Origin of the sequence: Mycobacterium sp. (assembly GCF_049683355.1) — a bacterium.
Taxonomy (GTDB): Bacteria; Actinomycetota; Actinomycetes; order Mycobacteriales; family Mycobacteriaceae; genus Mycobacterium.
The window spans coordinates 1-18,378 of the sequence record NZ_JBAUJB010000327.1 but is presented as its reverse complement, the minus strand read 5'-3'; the positions used below and the strand labels follow the sequence as shown (position 1 = coordinate 18,378).

Genomic DNA, 18,378 nt, shown 5'->3' with positions numbered 1-18,378 from the left:
CTGCTGCATCCGCGCGACATCACCGGCCAGCGGCCCGGGGTCCAGCCAGCCGGGGCGGCCCAGACGAAGCGTGTGCCCGTCGCGGTGGCCGGTGAGCCCGGCACCGGTGACGGCCTCGACGTCGGTGGCAGGGAGGACGTCATCAGCTGCGGCGAGGATCGCCGCGGCCAGCGGGTGCTCGCTGCGCGCTTCCAGGGCGGCCGCCACATCGAGCACCTGCTCGCGGGTCGCACCGTTGGTGGCGGCCACGTCGATGACGGCGGGCCGGTTCGCGGTGAGGGTGCCGGTCTTGTCCAGGGCGACGCCGCGGATCTTGCCCAGCCCTTCTAGTGCGGCGCCGCCCTTGACCAGCGCACCGAGCTTGCTGGCGGCGCCGATGGCGGCCACCACGGTGACCGGCACGGAGATCGCCAGGGCGCACGGGGAGGCTGCGACCAGCACCACCAGGGCCCGTTCGATCCAGGTGGCCGAGTCCCCGAGCAGGCTGCCGATCACCGCGATCAGCCCCGCGACGATCATGATCCCCGGCACCAAAGGTTTGGCGATGCGATCGGCCAAGCGCTGGGACGCACCCTTGCGCGACTGCTCGGCCTCCACGATGCGCACGATGCGGGCCAGTGAGTTGTCCTCGGCGGTGGTGGTCACCTCCACCTCGAGGGCCCCGGTGCCGTTGATCGCCCCGGCGAACACCTCATCGCCGGGCCCGGCCTCCACCGGAACCGACTCGCCGGTGATGGCCGAGACGTCCAGCGCGGTGCGGCCCTCGCGGATGACGCCGTCGGTCGCGGCACGCTCACCGGGCTTGACCAGCATCCGGTCGCCGATCCGCAAATCCGCTGGCGCCACAGTCTTTTCGGTACCGTCACGCAGCACGGTGGCCTCGTCGGGCACCAGCGACAACAGCGCGCGCAGCCCGCGGCGGGTGCGGGCCAGCGAGTACTCCTCCAGTCCCTCGCTGATGGAGAACAGGAAGGCCAGCATCGCGGCCTCACCCACCTCGCCGAGGATCACCGCGCCCACCGCGGCGATGGTCATCAGCGTGCCGACCCCGATCTTGCCCTTCGCCAGCCGCGTGAGGGTGGACGGCACGAAGGTGTAGGCGCCGGCCAGCAGCGCCACCGCTTGCAACGCCACGACGACCGGCTCAGCGGCGTCGAGGAACCCGGCGATCACCGCCGCCAGCAGAAACACCCCCGAGAGGAGGGCGAACTGCAGTTCGGTGATCTGCCAGAGCCGCTCGGGCTCACGCTCCGCCTCGTCGGCGCCGCGGGGTTCGTCGTTGCCGCAGCCGCATGCATCGCTCATCGGCGCGCCCCCTGCGCATCAGTCGTCGCGTCGGCGCCGGAGCGGGTTCCGTAGTTGGGGCACAGTGCGACGGCGTTGCCGGTGGCGGCCAACAGGGTCTCGGCCGAAGCGAGCAGGTCGAGCAGCTCAGGGCGGGTCAGCGAGTAGAACACCTGCCGGCCTTCGGGGCGGCCGGTGACCAGGCCGCAGTCCCGCAGGCACGCCACATGCGCCGACACGGTGGACTGGGCCAGACCCAGCTCCCCGATCAGGTCGACCACGCGGGCCTCGCCGTCGGCCAGGCGGCGCACGATCGCCAACCGGGCCGAGTCGGAGAGACTGTGAAACAGCGCCACTGCGGCATCCAGATTCGAACTCCCCGAGGTGGTGCCGGTGAGGCAGCCATCCGCCTTATTCATCGTCATATGACGATGATAGCCGGTTATCGGCGATAGTTCGAGGTGGGGTCGGGCGCCGAGTCCGTGGTGGGGTTCACCGTCGTGGTCGCAGACTTCAGCGCGCAACCCCCACCGCGGGTGAAGGGGTAGATCATCTGGTGCAGGTAGCTGCTGGGGTAGTCGGGTTTGGCGGCCATGCCGAGCTGGGTGGAGTCGAATCGTCTTCTGGGGTCGTAGGAGTAGGTGCGCATGAGGTGGTCCCACACCAGGGTGAACAGCCCGAAGTTGACGTCACCGATGCCGGCCCATTTCAGGTGGTGGAAGCGGTGGCCTTCGTTGAGGGCCAGGACGTACTTGGCCGCGCCGATGCGGTAGTCGGCGTTGGAGTGCTGCAGCAGCAGCTGGATCGCCACCGCCAGGGCTAGGGCTGAGGCCACGTTGACGGGCAGCCCGATCAGGATCAGCGGTGCGACACCGGCGGCCATCTCCACGGTTTGGTGCAGCGGGTGTTTCATCAGACCGTTGAGGCCGTAGAACCGGGTGATGCTGTGGTGCACCGCGTGGAACCGCCACAGCACGCCGATCTTGTGGCTGGCCAGATGGACGACGGTGATGCCGAAGTCCGCGACCAGGATCGCGGCGAGGACCTGGGCGAGGAATGGCCAGCTGTGGGGCCACAGTTGAGGTGCGGGGACGATCGCGGCCAGCAGTGGGATGGCGGCGACGCTGGCCAGGATGAGGGTTTCGTTGACCGCGACGTGGATGCGGTCGCGGGTCCTATCGGCGCGGTCGTGGTTCCACTGCGGGTCATACGGGATGATCCGCTCCACCAGGAACGCCGTGGCGATCGCGACCGCCAGAATCGCGAGCAGCCAGTACTTCGGGGCGCCGGCGGCGGCCACGGCGATCCCCGCGCCGCCCAGACCGATCAGCATGAACGGCACGTAGGCGTAGCGGGCCACCGCCTGGACCGCGGTGATTGCCGCCGAGGCCGTGGGAGAAGTCGTGCTCATGCCCTTGATCGTCGCGGTTGACCCTGTGGCGGCGCTTGAACGATTCGGCTATCCGCCGTCCAGGTCCCAGGACACGTGCCGGCTGAGCACCGAGGGCGGCAGTCCGAACATCTCGCGGGTGGTGCGGGTGAGGTGGGCGCTGTCGGCGAATCCCGCAGCGTGTGCGGCGCCGGTCAGGTCATCACCGGCCTGCACCCGGGTGATCGCGACCCGCAACCGTGACCACAACACATAGCGGCGCAACGGGATGCCGACCTGCTCAGTGAACAGATGCGTCAACCGGCTCGCCGAAAGACCCAGCTGGGCAGCAAGTTCCGTACCGCTGACCGGTCCCGCCGCCACCAGGTCGGGCAGCAGCCGCAACGCGTCCTCGATGGCGGGATGGCGCGCCGCGGTGCCGTAGTCCGCAGCGGTGGGCGCCAGGTGCGCAATCAGCTCGTCGACCACTATCGCCAGCGCTCGTCGCCGGGTAGGACTCAGCACCGGGGTGACGCTCCACCCGGAGTGGACGGCGCGGGAGTGGGCGGCCCGGCCCGGCGCGGATTCCGGCTCCAGGAAGATCACCGTGCCCTCCTGCGCGCCGACCTCGATCCGGTGTGGCGCGTCGGCGGGCACGACCACCTTCATCCCGACGCGTCGGGCGTCGTGCTCGTCGAGCACCGTGAACGCCGTTGTCGCGGTGATGATCTGAACGGCATGGTGGGCGTGGGCATCGGTGGGACCGATCGACCCGGTGAAGGCCAACACCCCCGGCCGCAGCAGCGCCGCCCCGCCCCAGCGCGGTCCGGCAGCTGCATCACCGCCAAACCTATTCATCGTCACTAAACGATGATAGCGTTCGTAATAGATCGTTTAAGGGCGATGCCACCCACGATCGCCGATCATTCGGACGCTGGGTGGCGACCGGCCTGTTGAGCCGAAAGGAGTCCACAGTGTTGATGAATCGGGCAGAAACAGCTCTGATCAACTCGCCGCCTCGGCGCTGGCTGCAACGCCTCTATGAGGTACCGGTACTGCTGCGCTTCGGCGGCCGGCTCCCCCCAGGCAGCAGAGCCCTCGAAATCGGCTGCGGCTCGGGCTACGGCTCACAGCTGGTGCTGCAGCGCTTCGGCGCCGCGCGGATCGACGCGGTTGATCTGGACCCGGCGATGATCGAGCGGGCACGAACCCGGCTCGCCCCCTACGGCAACCGGGTACACCTGGCCACCGGCAGCGCCACCGATCTGCGGGCGGCGCTGCACGCCGACGACGGCAGCTACGACGCGGTGTTCGACTTCGGGATCATCCATCACATCCCCGACTGGCGCGCCGCGGTCGCCGAAACCGCCAGGGTGCTGGCCCCCGGCGGGCGGTTCTACTTCGAAGAAGTCACCGCCCACGCCCTCAACCGCCCCACCTACCGGCGGTTGTTCGACCACCCCACCGACGACCGGTTCACCGCCGAGGACTTCCTCGACGAATTAGGCCGGCACGGTCTGGTCATTCTCGGATCGGTGACCCGCATCCAAGGCGACTATCTGCTCGGCGTCGCCGCCAAGTCACTCGCGGCGGGCGGTGGGCGGTGATGGCCGCGGCCGCGCTGGCCCTGTTCGTGGTCATGATGCTGCTCGCCGGGGCGCTGCGCACCCTCATCCAGCGCCGCCGCACCGGCGACAGCGGCAACCGACGCACACTGTCACCGCGCGGCTCGCTGGGCTGGTCAGCACTCACCGCCACCGACATCGGCTACCTCATGGCCGGTGTCGGCGGCCCACTGGCGCACTGGCTGGGACTACCGCCGGTCAGCGTGCTGCACCACCCACCCATTCAGGTGCTCGGTGGGGTCCTGGCGGCACTAGGCATCCTGGCCGCCTTCGGTGCGCAGATGGCGTTGGGCGCGTCCTGGCGCATCGGGGTCGATGACAGTGAACGCACCGTACTGGTCACCACAGGCCCGTTCCGGTGGGTGCGCAACCCCATCTTCACCGCGGTGCTCATCACCGTCCTGGGCCTGGCACTCATGGTCCCCAACCTCGTCGCACTCATCGGCTGGGTCATCGCCTTCACCGGCATCCAGACGCAAGTACGGCTGATCGAAGAGCCCCACCTGCACCGGATCCACGGCGAACCCTACGACCGCTACACCGCCACGGTCGGCCGCTTCCTGCCCGGACTGGGACGCCTGCGCACCGCCCGACGTGCCTCCACACCGGGGAGGGACGAGATTTGATCACTCCGGGATGTTCCAGTACGACACAGCGCGACCTGGGTTAGTTGGCCGGATGCGTCGCTACCGCAGCGGCGATGCGGTCTAGCGCTTCGGCATTCACGCGGTAGTAGGCCCATTTGCCGCGCTGGTCGCGGCTGACGAGGCCGCTGTCGACGAGCAGCTTCATGTGGTGCGAGACCGTGGGTTGGCTGAGTCCGAGGGGTTCGGTGAGGTCGCAGATGCAGGCTTCCCCACCATCGGAAGCGGCAATGAGGGACACCAGCTTGACCCGCGCCGGGTCGGCGAGCGCCTTGAACACCGAGGCGAGGCGTTCGGCGGCCGGCGTATCCAGCACGCCGCCGGTCATCGGTGAGCAGCAGGCAGCCACATCGCTGGAGGTCAACGGCGCAGTAGCGGTAGCCATGCCACCCATGATGACATACGCATTGACAAACTTCGATGGGTCCAGCACGATCGATCCCATCGAAGAACGTCGATAGGAGGAGTTGAGCATGTCAGAGCTGCCCGTCGTGGTGATCGGGGCCGGACCGCTGGGTTTGGCGGCAGCCGCGCACCTGCTGGAGCGTGGACTCACCCCGCTGGTGCTGGAGGCCGGCAGAGGCCCAGCGTCGGCGGTCGAGCAGTGGGAACACGTGCGCACGTTCTCCCCGTGGCCCGAACTCGTCGACCCCGCCGCCGCGCGGCTGCTGGAATCGACGGGCTGGTCCGCCCAAGAGTCGGGATTCCCGACCGGCCGGGAGTGGATCGACGGCTATCTGGCGCCGTTGGCGGGCGCCTTGGGTAAGCGGGTGCAGTACGGCGCACGGGTGGAGGCGGTGTCGCGGCTGGGTCGGGACCGGCTGGTCAGCCCGGGGCGGGCTGAGACGCCGTTCGTGGTGCACGTGACCAACGCTGACGGTACGGAGTGTCGGGTGCAGTCCCAGGCCGTCATTGATGCCTCGGGCACCTGGGGTCAGCCCAATCCTGCTGGCGCTGACGGCGTTCCCGCAATCGGGGAACGCGCCGCGGCATCCTCCGGGGTGCTGACCTACGTTCCGCCGACGCTGGCACAGGCCTCGGGGTTGGCGGGCAAGCATGTGGCGGTGGTCGGCAGCGGGCATTCGGCGATGACCGCGGTGATCCAGCTGGGCGAGGTGGTCCGCAAGGACCCGTCGACGACGGTGACCTGGGTACTGCGCCGCGGGGTCTCCGAGGACACCTTCGGCGGCGGCGCCGCCGACGAACTGCCCCAGCGCGGCGCGTTGGGTGTGCGGTCCAAGGAAGCGGTCGAGGCGGGCCGGGTGTCACTGTCGACCGGGTTCCGCACCGAGCGCATCGATCTGGTCGACGGCCGCGCAGTGGTGACCGCCGAGGACGGGCGTGCATTGGCGCCGGCCGATCACGTGGTGGTTCTGACCGGTTTCCGGCCGGACCTGTCGTTCCTCTCGGAGATGCGCATCGAGTTGGACCCGATCCTGCAGGCCCCGGTCAATTTGGCCGGCTCGATCGATCCGAACATGCACTCCTGTGGCAGCGTGTTGCCGCACGGTGCCGCCGAGTTGGCCCATCCCGAGCCGAATCTGTACATCGTGGGCATGAAGTCCTACGGGCGGGCACCGACGTTCCTGGCGATGACCGGCTACGAGCAGGTCCGCAGCATCTCCGCCGAACTGGCCGGCGACCACGAGGCTGCCCGCCGGGTCGAGCTGACGCTGCCCGACACCGGGGTGTGCAACGGGGCAGGGTTGTTCGACAGCCCTGAGGACGAGAACGCCGGCGGCGGGTGCTGCGGCCCCGCGCCATCGACGCCGCAGCCGTTGTCGTTGTCGCTCAACCCCGTTGGCGGATGACACAGGCGGATTCTTCTGCGGCACCCAGCGCAGCCCACGGGTTGCGCTGGGTGCTGCTGACCCTGTGCGTCACTGAGATCATCAGCTGGGGCGTGCTCTACTACGCCTTCACCGTGCTCTGGGAGCAGATCAGCGCCGACACCGGCTGGTCGGCTCCCGCGGTGACCGCCGCATTCTCCGCCGGGCTGGTGACCTCGGCCCTGGTGGGCATCCCGGTCGGGCGGTGGCTGGACCGGGTGGGTCCGCGCTGGATCATGACCGCCGGCTCCGTCCTCGGCGTGCTCTCGGTGGTGGCGGTCGTCGCGGCGCCGAACTACGGCTGGTTCGTTGCGGCGTGGGTGCTGGCCGGGGTGGCGATGAGCGCGGTGTTCTACACACCCGCCTTCGCCGCGCTGACCCGGTTCTTCGGCACCGACGCGGTACGCGCCCTGACGGTGCTCACCTTGGTAGCGGGGTTCGCCAGCACCGTGTTCGCCCCCTTGACTGCCGCGCTGTCAGCCCAAATGAGCTGGCGCCACACCTATCTGGTCCTGGCCGTGGTGATGGCGGCCATCACCATCCCCGCGCACTTCTTCGGGTTGCGGCGGCCGTGGCCGCCGGTGATCACCGCGCATCACCATGTCGAGGCGCCGGGCCGCACCGCGCGCAGCGTTCCGTTTCTCGCCCTGATAACGGCGTTTGCGCTGGCCGGGCTCGCCTCGTATGCGGTGATCGCCAACCTGGTGCCGTTGATGAGCCAACGCGGCATCAGCACCGGTGCCGCGGCGGTCGCGCTCGGCTTGGGCGGCGCCGGCCAGGTGCTCGGCCGCCTGGGCTACCGAACCCTGGTACGCCACGTCGGCGCCGTGCCGCGGACGGTGATCATCATGGCCGGTGTCGCCGCCACGACCGCGCTGCTCGGGGTGTTCAGCTCCTACGCGGCGCTGGTGGCAGTCGCGATCGGGGCGGGAGTGATGCGCGGCATCATGACGCTGCTGCAAGCCACCGCGGTCACCGAACGCTGGGGCGCAACCCACTACGGCCACCTCAGCGCCTATATGAATGCCCCAATCATGGTCGCCACCGCGATCGGCCCGTTCGTCGGCGCCGCGCTGGCCAGCCTGCTCGGCGGGTACGCCGCGATGTTCGTCGCCCTCGGCGCGATCGCCGCCGCGGGGGCACTACTGGCGGTGGCCACCAGGCCGCGAGTCGCAACCCCCGCGCCGGTCGTCCGGGTCTAGCCGCCTTCGGCGGCCGCTCCGATCCGGTGCACCCGGGAGGTCAGCTGAATGCCTTGGCCCGGAGGTGGCGGGCCCAGGTCTGGGTGGCCATTTGGGTGGCATCCCAGGGTGATCCGAGCGGCGGGGTGTAGGACAGATCCAGCTCGGAGAAGCCCTCGACGCTCATCTGGTGGAACAGGGCGGCGGCGTAGGTGTCGACCCGTTTGGAGACCTCAGCACTGCGGTGTCCGACGAGCTGCGCCCCGAGTAGCCGGCCGGTCTGTTCGTCGCCGGTGATCCGGATGTGAATCGGGGTGGCGCCCGGGTAGTACGCCTTATGGTCATCGGGTGTCGCCGCGGTGGTGACCGGTGTCCAGCCGCGGTCGGCGGCGAGCACTTCGTGATCACGCAGCCCGGTGCGGGCGGCCACCAGGTCGAAGACCTTGACGACCTGGGTGCCGAGGCTGCCCGCGAACCGTGCTGAGCCGCCGAGAGCGTTCTCCCCGGCCACGCGGCCCTGCTTGTGGGCGGTGGTGCCCAGCGGCAGCCACGTCACGCCGAGGAGGCGGTGGTGGGTGTGCACGCAGTCCCCGGCGGCGAACACATCCGGCAGATTCGTGCGCATAGCCTCATCCACCGCGATCGCACCCTTGATCCCGAGTTCGGCGCCGGCATCCGCGGCCAGCTCCACATCCGGTCGCACACCGACCACGACGAGAACGAAATCGACTGTCTGCTGCAGGGTTTCACCACCGCGGTTGGCGGTCACTGTGAGGGCGCCGGTGGCGGTGCGGGTGACGGCGGAGACGGTGGTGTTGGTGAGGACCTGCACGCCGTGGCGTTCCAGTTCGTCGTGGACCAGGGCGCCCAGCTCGGGGTCGACGGTCGGCAGCACTTCGGGTAGCGCCTCGATCTGGGTGACGGCGACACCGCGGGTGGTCAGTCCCTCGGCCATCTCCAAACCGATGTAGCCGGCGCCGATGATGACCGCGGTCTTGGGATCGCGCCGCTGCAGGGAATCCATGACGGCGAAGGTGTCGCCCATCGAATGCAGCAGGTGCACACCATCATCGGGGCCTAGGGCGTCGGAGCCGGTGAGACCGTCAATCGGTGGGCGGGCGCTGACGGCGCCGGTGCCCACGACCAGGGCGTCATAGGACAGTTCGGCGGGCGCCCCGGTCGCGTCGAGGACGTCGAGGGTGTGCTCGTCGACATTGATTCTGGTGGCGCGGGTGTCAGTGAGCACCCGCATGCCGGTGGCGGCCAGGTCATCGGCGGTGCGGTGGGCCAGATTGGTCCAATGGGTGACTTCCCCGGAGACGTAGTACGGGATGCCGCAGATGGAGAAGTTGGGGTAGGCGTCGGCGACGACGACCGTGACCTCGGTGCTGGGGTCGAGTTCACGGATGCGCAGCGCGGCGCTGATTCCGGCGTCGCTGCCGCCGATGGCGACGATATGGCGTGCGGGCATGACAAGTCTCCTCGCGAGAATCGAGTGGTTAAAGGCGCTGCCGCGTTGCAGCGTGAAAGCCGGGGTAGGTGTCAGGCGTCGGTGAGCGTGGTGTGCAGGCGTTGCACGCGGGCGGTGATGTCGTCGCGGACCAGGCGCATGCGGTCGAGGCCGTCGATGCCGCGGTCGGACGGTTCGTCGGTGTCCCAGTTCTCAATTCGGGTGTCCGGCAGCGGATCGAGCTGAGCTTCCCGGCCGAGGGTGACCACCAGGTCGACGTCGCGGGCCAGCTCGTAGTCCACCGACGTGGGCTGCTCGCCGGTGATGTCGACGCCCACCTCCAGCAGCGCCTGGGCGGACAGATCGTTGACCGCGGCACCGGGCTTGGTCCCGGCCGAGTACACGTCCACGGTGTCACCGGCGAGCTGGCGCATGAGCCCGGCCGCCATCTGGGACTTACCGCCGTTCTTGACGCAGACAAACAACACCGACGGTGTCGACGAGGTGGTCATCGGGTCCTGAATCTCCTAGTTCTGGCGTGCGGTGACGTTGAGTTCGGCGAGCAGTCGGCGGACGCGTTCTTCCAGGTCGTCGCGGATCGGTCGGACCGCATCGACGTCCTGGCCTTCCGGGTCGGGCAGGTCCCAGTTCTCGTAGCGCTTGCTGGGGAAGATCGGGCAGGCGTCCCCGCAGCCCATGGTGATCACTACGTCGGCGGCCTGAACAATCTCGTCGGTCCAGGGCTTGGGGAACTCGCCGGTGATGTCGATGCCCATCTCGGCCATCACCGCCACCGCGGACGGGTTGATCGCATCGCCGGGCTCGGAGCCACCCGACCAGGCCACCGCGTCGTCACCGGCGAAGTGGGTGAAGAAGCCCAGCGCCATCTGGGAACGACCGGCGTTGTGGGTGCACAGGAACAGCACCGTGGGCTTGCCGTCGCTGATCTTGCCCTCCACCCGGGCCAGGGCGTGCAGGCGTTGGCGGGCGAACCGTTCCGCCAGCAGCGGCAGGAAATTCGGGACGCTGGCGCGGCCGGCGAACTGGTCATACGAGGTGTGCAGGAACCGTTCGATGGTCTCCACGCCGAAGCTGTCGCCGAAGTCGCGTTCCAACCGGGTGGCCGCGGTCTTGAGCGCGAGTTGTTGGTCGACGGACAGGTCGCGGTGCGGGCGCAGGGCGGCGGGGCTATCAGACATGGTGTTACGACTCCTGTGTCGTGGACGGGTGAACTGCAGCGGGAACGGCGGATTGGTCTCGGAAGCGGCGGCGCAGCGCCAGCGAGACGTACACCAGCCCCACCAGAACCGGGACCTCGATCAGTGGGCCGACCACCCCGGCCAGGGCTTGCCCGGAGGTGGCGCCGTAGGTGGCGATCGCGACGGCGATGGCGAGTTCGAAGTTGTTGCCCGCCGCGGTGAACGCGAGCGTGGTGGTCCGCGGGTAGCCCAGACCGATCGCGGCGCCCAGGAGGTAGCCCCCGCCCCACATGATCGCGAAGTACACCAGCAGCGGCAGCGCGATCCTGGCGACGTCGAAGGGGTGGCTGGTGATCTGTTCGCCTTGTAGCGCAAAGAGGATGACGATGGTGAACAGCAGCCCGTAGAGCGCCCACGGGCCGATCCGGGGCAGGAACTTCGATTCGTACCAGTCGCGGCCCTTGGCCTTCTCGCCGAGTCGGCGCGACAGATAGCCCGCCAGTAGTGGGATGCCCAGGAAGATGAGCACCGATTTGGCGATCTGCCACGGCGAGGTGTCGATGGTGGTCTGCTCCAGGCCGAGCCAGCCGGGCAGGACGGACAGGTAGAACCAGCCCAGGACGGCGAACATGATGACCTGGAAGATCGAGTTCAGCGCGACCAGCACGGCGGCGGCCTCGCGGTCGCCGCAGGCCAGGTCGTTCCAGATGATGACCATGGCGATGCAGCGGGCCAGGCCCACGATGATCAGCCCGGTCCGGTACTCGGGCAGGTCGGGCAGCATCAGCCAGGCCAGGGCGAACATCAACGCCGGCCCGAACACCCAGTTCAAGAACAGCGAGCTGAGCAGCAGTTTGCGGTCGCCGGTCACGGTGTCGAGGCGGTCATAGCGCACCTTCGCCAACACCGGATACATCATGATCAGCAAGCCGAGGGCGATCGGCAGTGAAATGCCGTCGATCTGCACGCCGTCCAGCGCGTTATCGAGTCCGGGGATCCAGCGGCCCAGCAGCAACCCCGCGAGCATCGCGACACCGATCCACACCGGCAGGAACCGGTCCAGGGTGGACAGCTTGCCCACCACCGGCGCTGAAGGATTCGCCACCGTGTCGGTCATGCCGTCACCCCTGCCAGCGCTGCGGTGTTGAGATCCAGCAGCGCCGCTATCTCGCGCAACGCCTCGGGGACGACGGCGTAGTACACCCACGACGCCCGACGCTCAGAGGTCAGCAAACCAGCGGCACGCAGCACCTTGAGGTGATGCGACACCGTGGGCTGGGAGACATCGATCCCGCCGGAGATGTCGCAGACGCACGCTTCCCCGCCGGAATGGCTGGCGATCGCGCTGAACAGCCGCAGCCGCACCGGGTCGGCCAGCGCCTTCAACTTCTTGGCCATCTCGGCGGCCGCAGGCTCCGTCAGTGGCTCACGCAGCAGGGGCGGCGTGACGCAACACGCGTCGACCGCCACGGCCTCTTGATTCGACATGCATCGATATTGACGAATATCGAATCAAGATGCAAGCGAACGACAAGTGAACACCGCGCGCCGCGCTCGCCCTGGGCTGAGTTCTCAGGACCGGTTAACTGCCCGGCGCGCCTACTTGAGCCGCGGGCCACCTGTCCAGTTACGGGAGAAGAGCTGCGCAGCAGAGCAGCCCGCACCGAACTAGCGTTCGCAGCATGAGAAATCAGGTCAGCACCCAGTGGGTGCTCATCGAGGAAATTCGGGCTGATGACGTACTTTTTGATCAGGCCTCGCAGTCCGGCTGGCGGGTCCAAAGCGCCCAGCCACATCCGGTACAGCACTGGCGGCGACTGGTCTCGGGCGAGCTGGGGTCGGGTCGCTGCCTCGATGCCCAGATCGGTACGTGGGTTCGCCGAGTGATCCAGTAGGTCCGACCCTGGCGCGCAAAGTCGCGGCAATGGCTTGGCTTCGCGTGGCCCCCAGATGAGGTCGGTCGGGCCGTGTTTGGGCATGAAAAAGCCTCGCGCGTCGAGATCGAGATTCGACGACTGCGAGGCGAAAGCCAGCGTGGTGTGCGCGTGCGGGCCGCTGACGGTGGGCGTCCGGCGCGCAGGCGGTTACGGCGGCATCTGCAGGGTTCTCCCGGCGGGAAGGGTGCTCATCAGAGCAGGGCTAACGCCGCCACTCGCGAAGCGCGACCGCGGCAGCGCCGACTATCTCGGCCAGCCCTTTGAGAAAGGCGATGATGCGTTCCATCGGCTCATCGCGCTGGCAGAACACCGCCCGGTTGACCATCACCAGTACAAGCAGAATCCAGACCAGATTCCACGCGTCCGAGACGACCACATTGACCTCCTTGCGAGGTGTACCAACAGAAAGTGCCCGACCGATGGCCGGGCACAAAAAAAGCCGGGAAGACCCGGCTTCGACGCGCAAAACTAAGCGCGCCTTTTCATGGGAGAACCATGAAAAGATCAGTCCAGCAAGAGATTTGGATAGCTGGATAACTTACGGAATTGACTGTGTGTGCAGTTTCTCGACGGCCCTCGTCAGCAGGGCGCGAGGGGGAAGGGTTTCGCGGTAGCGACCGGAGATGGGCACAGTCGTGCTACTGCATATGTGCGGCAAGTTTACCTGCCGGGCAGGCGAAAGGGAGAGCATCTCACTGGTGGGCGTGGCGGCGCGCTAACCGGATTTTGGGCGCACTAACGGCACCTCATTCACTGTACTCGCAGATAGCTGCGCCCGGTGGTGAAGTGAGCAGTCGGCGTGTCGGGATCGTGCATGACCATCACGGCTCCGTCGTAATCGTGGACGCACGCCCGGCGTCACTTGTGCGACTTTTCCGTACGCTCACATGGCAGACAGCGGACTTGGGGGAGCGGAATGTCCATCAGCGCCAGCGAGGCCCGGCAACGCCTATTCTCGCTGCTCGAACAGGTCAACACCGACCATGAACCGGTGCGCATCACCTCCAGAGGAGGCGATGCCGTCCTCATGTCGGCCGCCGACTATGACTCCTGGCAAGCGACGGTCTATCTGTTCCGATCGCCCGAGAACGCACGCAGCCTCATGGAGGCGGTCGCCCGCGACAAGGCCGAGCGTTCAACGCCTGTGAGCAAGACACTCGACGAGCTACAGGAGGAGATGGACGCCGTCCCTATGTCGGTACTGCTGGCCGCCGACAGCGGTCAGGACATTGACTTCGAGCCCGAACGCCTCGGCCTGACCGACTGCGCCCCAGACCTGTGACTGCCGTAGTACTGGACGATGCGAGGTTCCGAATCAGCCGAGGAGGACGTCGACCAGCGCACGGGACCGCTCCGGGATGGGGGTGCCGGGGAAGAATCGCTCGATGATCGGCCACACCTGGGGTGGCCGAGTGATGTTCAAGTGCTGGAACAGTATTCGTAGGTCGTGTGCGTCGCGGGAGGTGCGGGCGGCAAGGGTTTTCACTGCCAGTAGATGGTCGGCGGGGGTGGCGGCGATGTGCAGGTGCGGGTGGTCGAAGACGTGTGCGCCTTCGCCGGGAGTGCGGGAGGCGTAGCTGACGGCCTGATCGGTGAGCCATGTCGTGGGCCACTGGTGGTCGTGGGCGATCTCGCGGATCGCTGCGGTCACCGGACCATGGGGGGCGAACTGGGCGGCGAGGTCCCGGGTGGCTGTGCGGCCGGGTTTGTAGGCCAGCAGCATGGCGTGGCCGCCGATGACGTGGATCTGGCCGACGACGTTGCGATGGTGGAGCTTGTCGGCGAGCGCGGCGAACCCCGGGGGCGGGTCGGTGCTCTTGGCGAGGGGTTTCGGCGTGAAGGGTGTTGCGTCGTGGGTGAGGTCGTGGCGGTCCAGGTAGATGCCGCGGCGCCGGAACGCTGCCGGTGTCCAGACCAGGGCGAAGGACCGCGCCGAGGGGAGATCTGAGAGCCACCAGGCGTGGGTGAGGAATCGTTCGGCGGTGGCTGTCCACAGTGGCGCGGGCAGGCCGTGGCGGCCGCTGAGGTGCTCGGCGGCCGCGGCCAGGAGCGCGTCGTATCGAGGATCGCCGGTGAAGGGCGGCTCGACGGTGATCAAGGGGAGCGCGGCGAGTCCGGCTTCGTCTGCCCCGCGCATGAATTCGAAGAACACACGCACGCGGGTGGCGTCGTCGGGGTGGCGCGCGATCCCGGCTGCGGCATCGCTGAGAAACAGTGCTGATGACGGTGGCATGCGGTCCGTGCGGGCGCCCTGGTGCCGGTGGACGGCCCGGATGTCGCTGGCCGGATAGCCGGAGATGCGTCCGATGTGGCGACTGGACAGGATGCCGCGGGCACGTGCCGGCGTGACGCTCCAGTAGCGGGCAGCGTCATCGACGCTCCACAGCTCCACACCTCGAACATACGCGCAGAGTGCGCGGAGGTATTGCAGCGTCGGGCCGGGTTGTCATCGGGGCGGTGCACGGGCATTCCGTGACCCGACACGGTGCCCTGACGCCGCGGCGTGAAACGGAGCGTGAACAGCATGGGGAGGTCGCGGCGGAGTTGCCGAGTTACCGCCAGTGGGTGAAGTTCGGGCCGGGCTATTCTGATGCGGTGGAGGATCCGATGCCGTGGACGGCGGCAGCGCCGAGCATGCAGAGCATCGCGTGGGGGCTGGACGCCGAGCGCGCCGCCCAGGTGCACGCCGCGGCTCAGATCAAGGCCGCACTCATCGTCGCGGTGGCGATCGTGCTGGCGGGCCTGGTGATCGCCGCGGCGATTGTGGTGGCCGCCTGATGGTGACGGCGATACGTGCGCACCGGAGTGTTCTACACCGCTGATCTGCACATCGGGCACCGCCTGGTCGCCGGACTGCGGGGATTCGAGGACCCGGCCGAGCATGACGCCGAGCTGGCCCGCCGCTGGGACGCCCGTGTAGCAGCTGCCGACGTGGTGTGGCTGCTCGGTGACATCTCCGGGGGCGGTCGTGGCAGCCAACAGCGCGCGTTGGCCTGGATCGCCGATCGGCCGGGGGTCAAGCACCTGATCGCGGGCAACCACGACAGCGCGCATCCGATGCACGAGAACGCCCACAAAGTGCTGCCCGGCTATCTGGAGGTGTTCGCCTCGGTGCAGCAGTCGGCGCGCCGCACACTGGCCGGCCACCCGCTGCTGTTGTCGCACTTCCCCTATCTCGGCGCCGAGCAGGACGACGACGATCGCGGCGCCCGGTTCGATCAGTGGCGGCTACCCGATCGTGGGGCCTGGCTGCTGCACGGGCACACCCACAGCACCCAACGCCTCAGCGCGCCGCGCAGCATTCATGTCGGCCTGGACGCCTGGGGTTTGGCCCCGGTGTCGATCAACGCGATCGTTCAAATCATCGCTGCCGCAACAAAAGCGGACTGAACGTCGCGGGCGTGCCCCTCAGGTATTCCGACTGTGATACCTGATACGGTGGGGTGATGTCGGGGGGTTCAGTGGAGACGCGGCAGGCGCGCTATATCCGCAACCGGGCGCTGCGCACCGCCGCGGAGAGTTCGGCGCGGCGCCAACCGTGGTCGATCCCGGATGCGCGGGTGGCCCTGGACGTGTCGCTGACGGTGCCCCAAGCCGCGCTGCGGGTCGGGCGGACGGCCAGTGCGGTGGAGTCGCTGCGCCGGCGCTGGCGGCTGGGTCGGCTGCCCGATGCCCTGTCGGCACACCTTCCGCCACCGCCACCGGGGCGGGGGACCGATCGATGAGTGAGCACTGGATCTACACCGGCGGGCGGGGCTATCTCGTCACTGGCGACGATGGCGGCGAGTTCGACGACATCGTGGCCTGGATGGCCGCTGACCGCGGTCGGCTGGCGCCGGTGGTGGCGTTGTCGCGCCAGCAGGTGTTGACCCGGATTGCGCGCACCACCTTGCCGACCGGGTTTCCCGAGCCGGATGTGGTGATCGGAGATCCCGACCGGGAGACCGGTGTGACGCGGGGGTGGCTGGAGCAGAGCGTCACCGGGTGGGAACAGGCCCACCTCGATACCCCCGCAGCCGGGGATGTCGCCGAGACCACCGCGGGGGAGGCCTCCGCGGGCGATGGCGCAGACGATGCCGGGGCCGGGCCGCAGTGGTGGGCACCGAAGACGCGGGTGTGGGAGGAGCCGATCACCGCTGATGGGCGCATCGTGCTGATCACCAGTCGTGGGGTGGTCGCACCCTCGGGGACGGTGCTGGCCGGCCCGATGCCCGATGGCAGCGCATTGGGTGCGTTGCTGGGCTGGCGCTGGCCCCGCAAGCCCAAGGATCTGCCGCAGCTGTGGTTGACCTATGAGGCGCTGGAGACGATCGGGTTCCCCACCGACAGTGAGACGCCGATCGACGCCGCCGCGACGGTCGCCCGCCTCTTCGGCTGCGAGGTGTCCTGGAGTCAATCGGGGTGGTTCACCTGCAAGTTCGGCGATACCGATGAGGGACAGGCCCGCAACGCCCATGTGGTGCTGATCCCGCTGCTCTACACCGATCCGCCGGCGCAGCGCCCCGGAGACATGGGAGTGGCCGGCTGGGAGAACAGCGCCACCGAGCTGCCCGAAGACGAAACCGCAGCGGTGCGGTTGTTGGCGCAGCGGATGGTGTGGCTGTCCGGGATCGCCGAGGGCGTGGCCCCGGCGTCACGGTGGGCCACGGTCGGCTCCCAGGTGCTCGACGCGGTCCGCCGCCGCGGCCGCCAGGGACAGAAGACCGTCGAGGCCTGCCCGCTGCCGGTGCAGGTGGCCGTCGAGTCCGGCGGGCAACTCGAGCCGATCGTGCCGCAGACCTGGGATCACCGACCCCACCGCGCGATCGGCGATCAGGTCGACGTCGAGGTCGACCAACGCGCGGCGTATCTGGCCTCCGCGGTTCAGGTTGAACTCGGATACGGCGAACCCAAGGAACTGCAACGCATTTCGACCACGGTGTTCGAGGAGCAGAAGCCGCCGTTCGGGTTGTGGCGGATCGCGCTGCCGGCGGGCGGGGATCTCGACGGGCTGACCAAGAGGTTGCCGTTGCCGCATCCGGTGATGAAGTGGGACACCGGGGTCACGGTGTGGGTGACCACCCGGGCGGTGCAGCATCTGACCGCCCCGGTGGAACTGGGTGGGGCCGGGTTGAGCGTGGCCGAACTGGACGTCGATGCGGCATGGGTGTGGCCCCAGCAGGGACGGATGCTGCGCACGTGGGCAGATGTGCTGCGCGCCAAGCTGATCGAGGCCCGCGAGGCTGAACGCGAGGACTATCAGGACTTCATCAAGGCGATCTACACCACGTATCTGGGCCGGATGGGTTCGGACAAGTGGTCCCCGCAGCAGCGGGTCCATCAACAGCCGGCCTGGTATGCCGCCATCCGTGCCGACACCCGCTGGCGGGCTCTGCGCTACGCCCGGCGCATCGCCGACACCCACGGGCTGTACCCGATCTCCTCGGAACTTGACGCTTGGATCTACCGCCTGGACCCCGACGTCGACCCGGAGATCCTGGCCGAGGAATCCACTGCCAACGGCAAGTACCGGGTCAAGTGGTCAAGCAGGGAGACCCCCGTTGAGGGCGCTGCCGAGTGAGAAAGATCCGCCTGGGTGGATCGCCTGCACCGAGCAGCCCCGGCACCCCAGGCGCCCAATCAGCGCCGCGCACGGCCGCCCCAAGCTCGGGGGCAGCGCAGCCGGTGCCGGTGCGCGGATTCGCCGCGGCTTTCCGGGACCTGGTGGACCGCAAGCTGCGTGAGCTGACCGGTCAGCGTTGGGCCGGTCGTAGTGAGGGCCAGCGCCGCGCTGAGGCCACCCGCCGCGGTGCCCGGGACATGGCGCGCCGGGTTGAGCGGGAGACCGGACGGCGGCCCGCTGAGAGCACCATCCGTCGCC

The 18,378-nt window shown here is 68.5% G+C and carries 19 protein-coding genes and 4 pseudogenes; 11 read left to right on the top strand and 12 right to left on the bottom strand.

Features of this window, described 5'->3' with window-relative positions:
* The 4 genes from WA944_RS19210 to WA944_RS19195 form a co-directional block, all read right to left on the bottom strand.
* The coding region (locus tag WA944_RS19210) for a heavy metal translocating P-type ATPase (RefSeq protein ID WP_526647233.1) at positions 1-1,305 on the bottom strand (1,305 nt) is incomplete at its 3' end.
* Positions 1,302-1,709 carry an ArsR/SmtB family transcription factor gene (locus WA944_RS19205; protein ID WP_526372278.1) on the bottom strand — a complete coding sequence of 136 codons (408 nt, stop codon included), beginning with the start codon at positions 1,707-1,709 and terminating at the stop codon, positions 1,302-1,304. The genes WA944_RS19210 and WA944_RS19205, both read right to left, overlap by 4 nt.
* Positions 1,710-1,726: 17 nt before the next feature.
* Entirely contained in the window at positions 1,727-2,695 is a 969-nt protein-coding gene (locus tag WA944_RS19200) for a sterol desaturase family protein (RefSeq protein WP_526372276.1), read from the bottom strand.
* Positions 2,696-2,743: 48 nt separating this feature from the next.
* The gene (locus WA944_RS19195; RefSeq protein ID WP_526372302.1) at positions 2,744-3,511 is read right to left on the bottom strand and encodes a helix-turn-helix domain-containing protein; all 768 of its coding nucleotides are present in this window, start codon (positions 3,509-3,511) and stop codon (positions 2,744-2,746) included.
* A gap of 122 nt (positions 3,512-3,633) precedes the next feature.
* On the opposite strand from WA944_RS19195, the gene WA944_RS19190 reads away from it, so the two are divergent.
* Positions 3,634-4,260, top strand: coding sequence for a class I SAM-dependent methyltransferase (locus WA944_RS19190; RefSeq protein WP_526372274.1), 627 nt, complete (start codon positions 3,634-3,636; stop codon positions 4,258-4,260).
* On the top strand, positions 4,260-4,904 hold the full coding sequence (locus WA944_RS19185; protein WP_526372272.1) for a methyltransferase family protein: 645 nt from the start codon (positions 4,260-4,262) through the stop codon (positions 4,902-4,904). Before WA944_RS19190 ends, WA944_RS19185 begins: the two co-directional genes overlap by 1 nt.
* 40 nt (positions 4,905-4,944) lie before the next feature.
* Here WA944_RS19185 and WA944_RS19180 read toward each other — a convergent pair whose 3' ends face one another.
* Positions 4,945-5,397 carry an ArsR/SmtB family transcription factor gene (locus WA944_RS19180; RefSeq protein WP_526372270.1) on the bottom strand — a complete coding sequence of 151 codons (453 nt, stop codon included), beginning with the start codon at positions 5,395-5,397 and terminating at the stop codon, positions 4,945-4,947.
* On the opposite strand from WA944_RS19180, the gene WA944_RS19175 reads away from it, so the two are divergent.
* Positions 5,396-6,733 (top strand): NAD(P)-binding domain-containing protein, encoded by a 1,338-nt coding sequence (locus tag WA944_RS19175; protein WP_526372268.1) that lies wholly within the window; start codon positions 5,396-5,398, stop codon positions 6,731-6,733. The genes WA944_RS19180 and WA944_RS19175 overlap by 2 nt on opposite strands.
* On the top strand, positions 6,730-7,953 hold the full coding sequence (locus WA944_RS19170; RefSeq protein WP_526372266.1) for an MFS transporter: 1,224 nt from the start codon (positions 6,730-6,732) through the stop codon (positions 7,951-7,953). The genes WA944_RS19175 and WA944_RS19170 overlap by 4 nt, the downstream gene beginning before the upstream one ends.
* A 40-nt stretch (positions 7,954-7,993) precedes the next feature.
* Here the strand turns inward: WA944_RS19170 and WA944_RS19165 are convergent, their stop codons facing one another.
* The 6 genes and pseudogenes from WA944_RS19165 to WA944_RS19140 all read right to left on the bottom strand — a co-directional run bounded on the left by WA944_RS19165 (position 7,994) and on the right by WA944_RS19140 (position 12,894).
* Complete coding sequence (locus WA944_RS19165; protein ID WP_526372264.1) at positions 7,994-9,403, bottom strand: FAD-dependent oxidoreductase; 1,410 nt, start codon at positions 9,401-9,403, stop codon at positions 7,994-7,996.
* A gap of 71 nt (positions 9,404-9,474) precedes the next feature.
* Positions 9,475-9,894, bottom strand: a complete 420-nt coding sequence (locus WA944_RS19160; RefSeq protein ID WP_526372262.1) for an arsenate-mycothiol transferase ArsC — start codon at positions 9,892-9,894, stop codon at positions 9,475-9,477.
* 15 nt (positions 9,895-9,909) lie between these two features.
* A complete protein-coding gene (locus WA944_RS19155; RefSeq protein WP_526372260.1) occupies positions 9,910-10,581 on the bottom strand; it encodes an arsenate reductase ArsC in 672 nt (223 codons plus the stop codon).
* A 22-nt stretch (positions 10,582-10,603) separates the two neighbouring features.
* Positions 10,604-11,698 (bottom strand): annotated as a pseudogene (arsB, locus tag WA944_RS19150) (ACR3 family arsenite efflux transporter); the annotation flags it as partial.
* Positions 11,695-12,069 carry an ArsR/SmtB family transcription factor gene (locus tag WA944_RS19145; protein WP_526372258.1) on the bottom strand — a complete coding sequence of 125 codons (375 nt, stop codon included), beginning with the start codon at positions 12,067-12,069 and terminating at the stop codon, positions 11,695-11,697. The pseudogene arsB and the gene WA944_RS19145, both read right to left, overlap by 4 nt.
* Before the next feature lie 651 nt (positions 12,070-12,720).
* The gene (locus tag WA944_RS19140) at positions 12,721-12,894 is read right to left on the bottom strand and encodes a hypothetical protein (RefSeq protein ID WP_526372256.1); all 174 of its coding nucleotides are present in this window, start codon (positions 12,892-12,894) and stop codon (positions 12,721-12,723) included.
* Positions 12,895-13,434: 540 nt separating this feature from the next.
* On the opposite strand from WA944_RS19140, the pseudogene WA944_RS19135 reads away from it, so the two are divergent.
* Positions 13,435-13,692, top strand: a pseudogene (locus tag WA944_RS19135) (type II toxin-antitoxin system Phd/YefM family antitoxin); the annotation flags it as partial.
* Between the two features lie 6 nt (positions 13,693-13,698).
* Positions 13,699-13,800 (top strand): annotated as a pseudogene (locus WA944_RS19130) (FitA-like ribbon-helix-helix domain-containing protein); the annotation flags it as partial.
* A gap of 33 nt (positions 13,801-13,833) precedes the next feature.
* Here WA944_RS19130 and WA944_RS19125 read toward each other — a convergent pair.
* Positions 13,834-14,910, bottom strand: coding sequence for a hypothetical protein (locus WA944_RS19125; protein WP_526372254.1), 1,077 nt, complete (start codon positions 14,908-14,910; stop codon positions 13,834-13,836).
* Between the two features lie 65 nt (positions 14,911-14,975).
* Here WA944_RS19125 and WA944_RS19120 point away from each other — a divergent pair, with 65 nt between their 5' ends.
* From WA944_RS19120 to WA944_RS19100, 5 genes and pseudogenes are all read left to right on the top strand, one after another.
* The gene (locus tag WA944_RS19120; RefSeq protein ID WP_526372252.1) at positions 14,976-15,296 is read left to right on the top strand and encodes a hypothetical protein; all 321 of its coding nucleotides are present in this window, start codon (positions 14,976-14,978) and stop codon (positions 15,294-15,296) included.
* A gap of 15 nt (positions 15,297-15,311) precedes the next feature.
* Complete coding sequence (locus WA944_RS19115; RefSeq protein ID WP_526372250.1) at positions 15,312-15,908, top strand: metallophosphoesterase family protein; 597 nt, start codon at positions 15,312-15,314, stop codon at positions 15,906-15,908.
* A gap of 56 nt (positions 15,909-15,964) precedes the next feature.
* Positions 15,965-16,243, top strand: a complete 279-nt coding sequence (locus tag WA944_RS19110) for a hypothetical protein (RefSeq protein WP_526647232.1) — start codon at positions 15,965-15,967, stop codon at positions 16,241-16,243.
* Positions 16,240-18,078, top strand: coding sequence for a hypothetical protein (locus WA944_RS19105; protein ID WP_526374695.1), 1,839 nt, complete (start codon positions 16,240-16,242; stop codon positions 18,076-18,078). The genes WA944_RS19110 and WA944_RS19105 overlap by 4 nt, the downstream gene beginning before the upstream one ends.
* 104 nt (positions 18,079-18,182) lie before the next feature.
* Positions 18,183-18,378: pseudogene (locus WA944_RS19100) on the top strand (hypothetical protein); the annotation flags it as partial.